General features: G+C 27.3%; 3 protein-coding genes. 1 reads left to right on the forward strand and 2 read right to left on the reverse strand.

Annotated features, from left to right (window positions below; genetic code table 11):
• Positions 1 to 266: 266 nt before the first annotated feature.
• Entirely contained in the window at positions 267 to 1,001 is a 735-nt protein-coding gene (locus HF850_RS15250) for a phosphatase (protein WP_169106266.1), read from the reverse strand.
• Between the two features lie 188 nt (positions 1,002 to 1,189).
• Here HF850_RS15250 and HF850_RS15255 point away from each other — a divergent pair, with 188 nt between their 5' ends.
• Positions 1,190 to 1,975 carry an HAD family hydrolase gene (locus tag HF850_RS15255; RefSeq protein ID WP_169106267.1) on the forward strand — a complete coding sequence of 262 codons (786 nt, stop codon included), beginning with the start codon at positions 1,190 to 1,192 and terminating at the stop codon, positions 1,973 to 1,975.
• Positions 1,976 to 2,130: 155 nt separating this feature from the next.
• Here HF850_RS15255 and HF850_RS15260 read toward each other — a convergent pair whose 3' ends face one another.
• On the reverse strand, positions 2,131 to 3,087 hold the full coding sequence (locus HF850_RS15260; RefSeq protein ID WP_169106268.1) for a D-2-hydroxyacid dehydrogenase: 957 nt from the start codon (positions 3,085 to 3,087) through the stop codon (positions 2,131 to 2,133).
• Positions 3,088 to 3,167: the final 80 nt, after the last annotated feature.

Below are 3,167 nucleotides of genomic sequence, written 5' to 3' on the forward strand. Positions count from 1 at the left end.
ATCTCTATATAATTTTACTATAATTATTACATTTTCGGAATTTATTTGCTCGAAATATTTTTACTCTTTAGAGCTGAATTTTTTTATACTTTTTTATTTTTTAAATTTATAATATCGTTTACTATTAGGAAATTTAATTTTTTATAGTATTTTATTATTTTTTATTCAAAATATATTTATGGATGATAAACATAAATATTCCAAAGAATATTTGATTAACATCCATTTTATATTATTAATATTTAAATTCACTAATTTTTCTATTTCTATAGATTAATATCTTTTAATCTCCCCTTACTTTGTAATAATTTCAAAAACTTTTTTGGCTCTTTATTAATTATTAATTCTTCTGGAAAATTAATTGATTCAAGCATACTGCATGCTTCCTTAAATTCACCTATTTTAGTGCAAAAATGAGCATCACTATTTATTATTATTTTTGCGCCGAGCTTTTTGCATATAGAAGCTACTTTACTACAGTTTTCTAAACTCCCCACTCTAGATGTAGTAAAAGAGCTATTATTTATTTCTATTAATACACTATGTTCTTTAGCGCACTTAATAACTTCTTCAAAGTTAATAGGAGCTTGAGGATTTCCTATATGTCCTAAAATATCAACCTTTCCACTTTCTATTGTTTTTATAAATGCTCTCGTATTTTCTTCTATGCTTCCAACTTCAAATACAGCTCCAGCATGAATACTTCCTATAACAACATCCATCTGACTTAATATACTGTCATCCATATCAAGATTTCCTTCGTAATCTTTAATATTAGCTTCTACACCATAAAGCATAGTAACCCCAAACATTTCTCTTGGAAGAACCTTATAGTTATTAAAATACCATATATGTGGAGCATGGGGCATAGCACATCCATGTTCTGTTGTACCTAATACCTTTATTCCCTTTTCTGAAGCCGCCTTTGCATTTTCCATTAGTGTTGAATAAGCATGGCCGCTTGCAATTGTATGAGTATGTACATCTAATGCAAATTTCATATATTTCGTCTCCTTTATAATCAAACATAATATCCTATTATACTTATTCCATATTATTATCTTACCATACTTAGGTTTTTTATTGAACTTACCTCATAATTAATTATTCTATTTCTTAAACTTCATAATAATTTTAATATATGTTATGATTAGCTTGTACTTAAACTGTATAATGGAGGATAACTTTAATGATAAAACTAATCGTAACAGATATGGATGGAACATTATTAGATGAAAATGGATTATTACCAGATGGTTTTGCAGAAATATTAGATTGCCTTAAAAATAAGAACATTAAATTCGTTGTTGCAAGTGGACGTCCTTACTATACTCTTAAAACAAACTTTGGTTCAATGAGCAGATATTTATCATTTATCTGTGAAAATGGTTCTTTAGTTATTGATAATAATAAAACTATCTATAAAAGCATTATTGCTCCTGCCTTAGTTAATGAAATAATAGAAACATCAAATAATATTGAAGGAAATGCAATTATTTTATGTGCTGAAAATTGTGCCTATACAAATGCATCCTCAGAAGAACACTTAAATGAAATAAAAAAATATTATACTAATCTTGAAGTTGTAAATGACTTATCAAAAATATCTGATGATATAATAAAAATTTCAATATGTAATTTACACAATTCATTAGACAACCTTAACAATATTTTCAAACCAAAATTCCAAGGAAAATTACATGTTGTAGGTTCGGGTAGTATATGGATAGATATTTCAAATAATGGAGTTAACAAAGGTGTTGCCTTAAAATCATTAATGAAAACTTATAATATTTCAAAAGAAGAAACCATAGCATTTGGAGATTATTATAATGACATAGAAATGCTTTCTAGTTGTGAGTATAGCTTTGTTATGGAAAATGCTCCTGAAGATATGAAACAATATGGAAAATATATAGCTGAAAGTAATATTAATCACGGTGTTCTTAAAGCTATAATTAAATATGCACTTTAGGCAGGTAACAGGTAACAAGTAAAAGTTAACAGTTTAATTCAGAAAAACTTATATCTTTTTATAAAAGCAATAGATTGTGCATACGCAATCTATTGCTTTTAAATTAAATATTTTGTATACACAAAATACTACACAACTTTCAACTATCAACTGAATTAAACTATTCTATTCCTTCTTTCACCTCTATAATATGCACTTATATTTTCAAGCATATCATCAAAAAGCCTATTTCTAGCCTCTACACTTGCCCATGCCACATGAGGTGTCAATAATAATCTATCCTTATTTCTCACTCTCATAAGTGGATTATCTACATTTAATGGTTCAACATCAAACACATCTAATGCTGCTCCACCAATTATTTCTTCCTCAATAGCTTGTGCAAGGTCTTTATCAATAACTATAGGCCCTCTACCAACATTAATTAATATACAATTCTTCTTCATTTTACTAAAAGCCTCATAATTAAATAATCCCTTTGTTTTATCGTTTAATGGAGCATGTATTGAAATCACATCACATTCTTTTAATAATTCATCAAAATCTACTCTTGCAAAATCAGAATTTGAATTCTGTCCTGATGTTGAATAATATAAAACCCTTGCACCAAAAGTCTGTGCTATTCTTGCAACCCTTTTACCTATAGCACCAAGACCTACTATCCCCCATACTTTTCCACATAAATCATTATAAGTAACATCAAGATTGGTAAACATACCTGATTTAGAATATTCTCCACTCTTCACGAATCTATCATAATAATTCAAGTTATTGTATAAATAAAGAAGCATTGCAAATGTATGTTGTGCAACAGTGTTAGTTGAATATCCAGCAACATTAGTAACTGCAATATTTCTTTTTAACGCATATTCTATATCTATGTTATTATAACCGGTAGCCATTTCACATATTAATTCAACATTTTCTGCTTCTTTTAAATTTTTTTTATTTAATATGACTTTATTGGTCAATATTATATTTGCATCTTTTATTCTTTCTGATACTTCATCTTCTAATGTGTTATCATAGTAAATTACTTGTCCAAACTCATTAAGCTTAATATAATCAACATTCCCCAATGTCTTTCCATCTAATACTACTATTTTCTTCATAACTACCGTTACTGAAAACTTATAAAAATCTATAAAAAATTATAAAATCTTATGTTTCATTCCTTTTTCAATGTATCTGC

Origin of the sequence: Clostridium sp. SM-530-WT-3G (assembly GCF_012843905.1) — a bacterium.
Classification (GTDB): domain Bacteria; phylum Bacillota; class Clostridia; order Clostridiales; family Clostridiaceae; genus Clostridium.